We start from the raw sequence: 6,899 nt of genomic DNA on the forward strand, positions 1-6,899 counted from the left end.
GCCGCGCTCGCCAGGTCGTCCCGCAAGCACACTCCAGATGAATACAGTTGCACAAGTCAAGCCATTTGGCAGAACGGAGCGGCCGCGCCATGAAGGTTCTTAGCCACAGAGGCTATTGGAAGACCGTTGCTGAAAAAAACACGCCGGCTGCGTTCGAGCGGTCCTTTTCCCTGGGTTTCGGCACCGAAACCGATTTGAGAGATCTCGCGGGCCAATTGGTGGTTTCCCATGATCCACCCGCACGGGGGGCATTGACGGCTGACGACCTGCTGGCGATTCATCAACGACATGACGCCGCCCTGCCGCTGGCCCTCAACATCAAGGCCGACGGCCTCCAGTCGCTCCTCCTGGCCAGCCTTGAGCGCCTGCCGCAGCTCGACGCATTCGTGTTCGATATGTCGATTCCCGATGCGATACAGTGGTTGAAGGTCGGCGTGCCGATCTTCACGCGCCACAGCGATGTGGAACCAGATCCGGTTCTCTACAGCTCTTCGGCGGGTATCTGGTTGGACGGGTTTCACGGCGACTGGTGGGATGGTGCGGTGATTGCGCGCCATCTGGACGCCGGCAAGAGGGTCTGCATTGTGTCCCCTGAATTGCACCGTCGCGAGCATCGCGCCGCCTGGGAGCGGCTTGCAAACGACGGCCTGCCGAGTGACGGAACGGTGATGATTTGCACCGATTTGCCTGAAGAGGCGAGGGAGTATTTTGGCAATGACCATTGAAGCAGTCGTCTTTGACATGGATGGCGTCCTGATCGACGCCAAGGACTGGCACTACGAAGCGCTCAACCATGCCCTCGAGCTTTTTGGCTACACCATCAGCCGGGCGGACCACCTCTCGACCTTTGATGGGCTGCCCACCCGCCGCAAACTCGACATGCTCACGCAGGAGCGTGGCCTGCCGCGCGGCCTGCATGGTTTTCTCAACGACCTCAAGCAGCAATACACCGTCGATCAGGTCTACCTGAAGTGCAAGCCGCTGTTCGTGCACGAATACGCACTGTCCAACCTGAAGGCACGTGGGTACAAGCTCGCCCTGGCATCCAATTCGATCCGCTCCACGGTGGAGCTGATGATGAAGAAGAGCAACCTCGACGTCTATTTCGACGCGATGCTGAGTTGCGAAGACGTGAGCCAGCCCAAGCCGTATCCCGACATTTACCTGCACGCCGCAAAGGTGCTGGGTGTCGCGCCGGAAAACTGCCTGGTGGTCGAAGACAACACAAACGGCATCCGCGCCGCTGAGGGCGCCGGTTGTCCTGTGCTGGTGGTCCAGAGCGTTCACGATGTGCAGCTCGACCGCATTCTTGATGCCATCGGTCGCACGGAGGGGCGCAAAGCATGAAAGTCATCATTCCCATGGCAGGCAACGACGAACTGTTTCGTCGTCACGGCTTCCACTACGCCAAGCCGGTGATCGAAATCGATCGCCGGCCACTGGTTGAACATGCGTTCGAGAGCCTCAACTCGATTCCTCAGGCGAAATTTGTTTTTGTCGTTCGCAAGGAAGATGACCTCCGCTTTCACCTGCGAGATGTTCTTCAGCTTCTGAATCCGAACGTCACCGTGCTGCGTGCAGATGGCGACACTGCGGGCGCAGGGTGCACAGCCCTGCTCGCCATCGAACACATCGACCCGGAAGAAGAACTCATCATCGCCAACGCCGACCAGATCGTGAACGTTGACTTTGAAGAGATCGTCAGCAATTTCCGTGACCGGGGGCTCGATGCCGGCACCATCGTCTTTGACTCCGTGCATCCCCGCTGGTCCTTCGTCAAGACCGATGCGAACGGCTTCGTCATCGAGGCGGCGGAAAAACGCCCGATCAGTCGCAACGCGACGGCAGGCGTCTACTACTTCCGGCGCGGCGCCGATTTCGTCATGGCGATGCAGAACATGATCAAAAAAGGCGCCTCGGTCAACAACGGCTACTTTGTCTGCCCATGCTTCAACGAGCTCATCCTCGCGCAAAAGCGGATCGGCACCGTGGAGATCGAGCGTGATCAATACATCTCGCTGGCCACCCCGCAGGCGATCGATGAATATGAACAGGTTTTATCTGCACGCAGAAGGGAGTGAGGTTCATGGAGCTATTCAAACTGTCCGACATGACCAAGGGTTGGTTTGTCGGCAATTTTTCGCCCACGGTGCAGCGTTCCGACGCGGTCGAGGTTGCCGTCAAGACCTATGCAGCCGGCAGCCATGAGGCCCGGCACCTGCACAAGATTGCACAGGAGATCACCCTGATCCTGCAGGGTCGGGCGCGAATGAACGAGACCGTCTATGAGGCAGGCGACATCGTGGTGATTGCACCGGGCGAATCCACAGACTTTGAGGCCCTGACTGACGTGACCACGGTCGTGGTCAAGACACCCAGTGTCGCTGGAGACAAGTACGAATGTTGAACATTGTGGTCCCCATGGCCGGGCGTGGTTCGCGGTTCGCAGACGCCGGCTACACACTGCCCAAGCCCCTCATACCGATTCACGGACATCCGATGATTCGCGTGGTGATCGACAACCTCACCCCTGCAAGTGATCATCGCTTCCACTTTTTGATCTTGCGCGAACACGCCGAGCAATACCAGCTCGACGCCCACTTGCGGGCCTGGGCACCGGGCTGCCGGATCATCTTTGTGGACTCGGTCACCGAGGGCGCGGCCTGCACGGTGCTGCTGGCGCGGGAGTTCATCGACAACGACGATCCGTTGATGATCGCCAACTGCGACCAGTACATCGATGCGGACATCAACACCTACCTGCAGAGCATGGGTGACGCCGACGGATTGATCATGACCATGTGGGCCGACGATCCAAAATGGTCGTTCGTGCGCCGCAACGCCGAGGGACGCGTGGTAGAAGTGGTCGAGAAGCAGGTGGTGTCGAACGAGGCCACGGTCGGCATCTACAACTTCCGCCGCGGCGCCGATTTTGTGCAAGCCGCCGAGGACATGATCGCCGCCAATTTCCGGGTGAACAACGAGTTTTATGTCGCCCCGGCCTACGACCAGATGATCAGCAGGGGTGCACGGATCGAATGCCACAGCATTGGCCGCCTTGATGCGGGCATGCACGGCATTGGTGTCCCTGCTGACCTGACGGCCTTTTGCGAAAGCCCTGTGTCGCACCGCGCCGTCGCAAGGCTCGACGCCGTTGAACCGCAGCGCTGACGCCCCAGAACATGCTCAGCACGCAGTGGTTCCACGATCGCCTTGCCCGGCGCATCCTGCGCTGGGCGGTGCGCCATGCCATCAGGCAGGGTGAGCACTTCGCCACCTACAACGAGCGACCGAAGCGGGCCAGCCAGATAGGAACCTGGCCCGAACGAGGCGCGCCTGCCAAGGACTGTGCCATCGTGATGCAAGGTCCCATCGCGACGGATGATGCCTTCACGAAGGAAACGCTGCTCCTCTATGCCCGGAATTTCCCGGCATGCAAACTGATTCTGTCGACCTGGGCCGACACCCCCCGCGAGCTTCTGGATCCGATCCGGCAGCTTGGCGTCGAGATTGTTTTGTCCGAAAAGCCAAAGGTGGCGGGACTGTTCAACGTGAACATGCAGCTGGTGAGCGCGGGCGCTGGCGTTCGCGCCGCCGTGGCGGGAGGGGCTGAGTGGATCCTCAAGACCCGGACCGACCAGCGCATGTACAACCCCGATGCCATGGCCTACCTCATCGCGCTGGCCCAGGCGTTTCCGGTGGCGCCCGGTTTCCGACAGCGCCACAGAATCATCGGTGTTGGCCAGGGCTCCCTGAAGTTTGCGCCTTACCACGTGACGGATCAATCGGTCTTTGGCCATGCGCAGGACATGCTGACCTACTGGACGCCACCCTTGCGCGACACGCCACCGCCCACGGGTTGGCCTGTGGGCCTTGGCGACATCTACACACAGACGCCGATCGGCGAGCTTTGCCGCCAAGCGGCCGCCGAGACCTACATCACCAGCAGTTTTCTGTCGAGCGTTGGTCGCACACTGGATTGGTCGCTCGCAGACACCTGGGCCGCCTACCGCGATCATTTTTGCTTTGCCGACTACGCAGCCACAGACCTTTATTGGGTCAAGGCACAAAGCTATTCCCTGCGGGAGAACTTCCTCGTCTACGACAAAGTGTCGAACCGGCAGGAATTCACCTTCCGCGAGTGGTTGCTGATGCACACCGGATCTCTCAAACCCGAAGACGCGCAGCGCTACGAGGGGGTTTTTGCGACCCGGTTCGACGACGCCGTGGTGCCCTTGCCCGCCCCCCAGATCACGTGACTCCTACGCCTGAGGGATCGCCCGTCGTGCAGCGGGCATCGTGCCCAGGCTCCCGTTCGGGCCGTCATGCGGTGCCCCTATACTGACTGACATGGCTTTATCGTCCCGGCCACCCCGCTCCATTCTCAAGCGCCGCAGCAGCATCTCGACGGCAGCACAGGCCTTGCTTGATGCAGCGGCCATGATGGGCCTGGGCTATGCCCTGATACGGTTCTACATCGGGGGCATGAATGCGCCCTACACGGTGCTTATGCTGCTGCTGCTGGTGGGCATGTGGGTGACCTATGACCAGTTCGGTCTCTACCGCAGCAACAGCAGCCACACACGCAAAGCCTTCAGCCTCTTCAAGGCCTGGACCCTGGTGTTCGCCTTCCTGCTGATGGTGGGTTTCGCTACCAAGCAGACAGAGATTTTCTCTCGCCTCCTGGTGGGTCAGTGGTATGTGCTGGGCTACCTGATCCAGGTGGTCCTTCACTACAGCATTCGCGAATTGCAGATCCGCCTGCTGCGTCGGACCGTGACGCCCGAGAACGTGCTGATCGTCGGCACAGGTCGATTGGCCCGCTATCTGCACAACAAGATCTCCAACAACCCCTGGCTCGGACAGCGCGTGATCGGTTGCCTGGCACTGCCAGCGACCGACAAGACCCCGTCGGACAACGGCTTCACACGGCTGCACGAGTCTTCGGATTTTGCGTCACTGTCCGATCCAGGCGTGGTCGGTCAATTCGACGAAATGATGGCCATCATCGGGCAGCACGACATCGACACCGTGTACTTTGCCATTCCTCTCGATGCCTCTGAACTCATCGAGGGCATGTACTTCAGTCTGCTGGACAAGCACGTGGCGGTGCACTGGGTTCCCGACATCTATTCGCTCCTGCTGGTGAACCACAGCGTGCGTGAAATCGCAGGCCTGCCGGTACTCACACTGTCCGAAACGCCGTTGACCGGCACCCGGCTGCTGCTCAAGGCCATTGAAGACGTGCTGCTCTCCGGGCTGGTGTTGCTGCTGGTCTCGCCACTGTTGCTGATCATTGCACTGGCCATCAAGGTGGATAGCGCCGGCCCGGTGTTCTTCCGCCAGGCGCGCAAAGGCTGGAGCGGAAAGACCTTCCGCATCTGGAAATTTCGCAGCATGCACGTGCATCAGCCGGACGATGGCATCGTCAAGCAAGCCACGCGAGACGATCCGCGCATCACCCGCGTCGGCGGTTTCCTGCGCAAGACCAGCCTGGACGAGTTGCCGCAACTCATCAATGTGTTGCGAGGCGAAATGTCACTGGTGGGGCCAAGGCCACATGCCGTGCAGCACGACATGGAGTACTCCCAACGCATCAACAGCTACTTCGCGCGCCACAACATCAAACCCGGTATCACCGGCCTTGCCCAGGTGCGCGGACTGCGGGGCGAGACCGCCACCATCGAACAGATGCAGCAACGTGTGGAAGCGGACATTGAATACATCAACAACTGGTCACTCTGGCTGGACTTCACCATCCTGCTGCGCACGCTGGGCGCGTTGACGGGGAAGAATGTCTACTAATCTGCAGACTGGATAGTCATTCGTCTGCGCATTTGCTGGCGCGCAGGCCGACTGAGTCGTTGTTCCCATCAAGCCGCCGTGGTGCGCTGTAGGCCAGCGCTTCACGCTGGAACGGCTCGCCCGCGAAGACGCTGGCCTGATGGTGATCTGCGCCTGTCCGGAAGGCCACCCGGTGCTCGACGAACTCCAGACCCTGTGCGACGCCCTTTACTGGAAGGCCGAAAAGGGCTGGGATTTCTCCGCCTATGCAGTGGCTTTGTCGGAACTGGCCCACCTCTCGCCCGGCGCCGACGTGCTGGTGATGAACGACTCGGTCTTCGGCCCCTTCAGGCCGCTGGTTCCCTTCATGGAGGCCGCGCCATGGCGCTTCACCGGCTTCACAGCCAATTCGCTCGAAGAAAACCACGTGCAGTCCTACGCCTTTGTAGTCAAGGCCATTGATGCTGCACTGATGGATGCGTTGGCACCGGTGATGTCCACGGCTTGGTCGTACAACTCAGCTGATCCGGTGATCCTGCATCAGGAAAAGAAGCTGGCCCGCGTGGCGGCCCCCCATTTCAGCATCGGCGCCTTTGGTACGGCGACAACCCAACGAAACCTGATCTGTGCCTGTTCTATCCGAAAGAACTGGTGGCGGCCGGGTTTCCGTTTGTGAAGCGATCGCTGGTGGGCAAGTTTGCTGAGGGTTTTCAGGAGCCGGGGAAGATGAAGGCTTTGCTGGGGTCGCTGGGGCATCCGGTAGATTGAGCGCAAACATTCCCTGCGACGGCGACCTGCGCGCGCGGTCACGACAACAGACGGATCTGTGACTCAAACTCCTGTGAAAGCTGCACAGTCAGTGCAGTGGTCAAGGATGGATGTGTCCACGGATTCGGCTCACCTCCACTAACTCCTTCTATATGGACTCCCCCACAACGGCAAGGGACTGACCGATTTGGGACCAGTGGGTAAAGCACCTGCAGTCGTATATCCGGCATCTGTTGTGGAATCGTGAATGTCCCGTGCCGACATGGAATCTGCGTCACCGCGTCGCCACACGATGCAAGCGGCTGTTTTCAAGCCGGAAGAGTTATCGGCGTTGTGCGGTGTGGGAG

At 60.1% G+C, this 6,899-nt stretch carries 8 protein-coding genes; all 8 read left to right on the forward strand.

What is annotated here, in order from left to right:
* The first annotated feature begins 89 nt into the window (after nt 1–89).
* Complete coding sequence (locus J2W49_RS10085; protein WP_310315161.1) at nt 90–725, forward strand: PI-PLC domain-containing protein; 636 nt, start codon at nt 90–92, stop codon at nt 723–725.
* Nucleotides 715–1,347 (forward strand): HAD family hydrolase, encoded by a 633-nt coding sequence (locus J2W49_RS10090; protein WP_310315164.1) that lies wholly within the window; start codon nt 715–717, stop codon nt 1,345–1,347. The genes J2W49_RS10085 and J2W49_RS10090 overlap by 11 nt, the downstream gene beginning before the upstream one ends.
* Complete coding sequence (locus J2W49_RS10095) at nt 1,344–2,081, forward strand: glycosyltransferase family 2 protein (RefSeq protein WP_310315167.1); 738 nt, start codon at nt 1,344–1,346, stop codon at nt 2,079–2,081. The genes J2W49_RS10090 and J2W49_RS10095 overlap by 4 nt, the downstream gene beginning before the upstream one ends.
* A gap of 5 nt (nt 2,082–2,086) precedes the next feature.
* Nucleotides 2,087–2,407 (forward strand): cupin domain-containing protein, encoded by a 321-nt coding sequence (locus J2W49_RS10100; RefSeq protein WP_310315169.1) that lies wholly within the window; start codon nt 2,087–2,089, stop codon nt 2,405–2,407.
* Nucleotides 2,401–3,171 (forward strand): glycosyltransferase family 2 protein, encoded by a 771-nt coding sequence (locus J2W49_RS10105; protein ID WP_310315172.1) that lies wholly within the window; start codon nt 2,401–2,403, stop codon nt 3,169–3,171. The genes J2W49_RS10100 and J2W49_RS10105 overlap by 7 nt, the downstream gene beginning before the upstream one ends.
* Before the next feature lie 11 nt (nt 3,172–3,182).
* A complete protein-coding gene (locus J2W49_RS10110; RefSeq protein ID WP_310315175.1) occupies nt 3,183–4,259 on the forward strand; it encodes a WavE lipopolysaccharide synthesis family protein in 1,077 nt (358 codons plus the stop codon).
* A 91-nt stretch (nt 4,260–4,350) separates the two neighbouring features.
* Nucleotides 4,351–5,805: an undecaprenyl-phosphate glucose phosphotransferase gene (locus J2W49_RS10115; RefSeq protein ID WP_310315178.1), complete on the forward strand. Its 1,455-nt coding sequence runs from the start codon at nt 4,351–4,353 to the stop codon at nt 5,803–5,805.
* Between the two features lie 139 nt (nt 5,806–5,944).
* Complete coding sequence (locus J2W49_RS10120; protein WP_310315181.1) at nt 5,945–6,460, forward strand: hypothetical protein; 516 nt, start codon at nt 5,945–5,947, stop codon at nt 6,458–6,460.
* The last annotated feature ends 439 nt before the right edge of the window (nt 6,461–6,899 follow it).

The sequence above is a fragment of the Hydrogenophaga palleronii genome (assembly GCF_031457455.1).
GTDB lineage: Bacteria > Pseudomonadota > Gammaproteobacteria > Burkholderiales > Burkholderiaceae_C > Hydrogenophaga > Hydrogenophaga palleronii_A.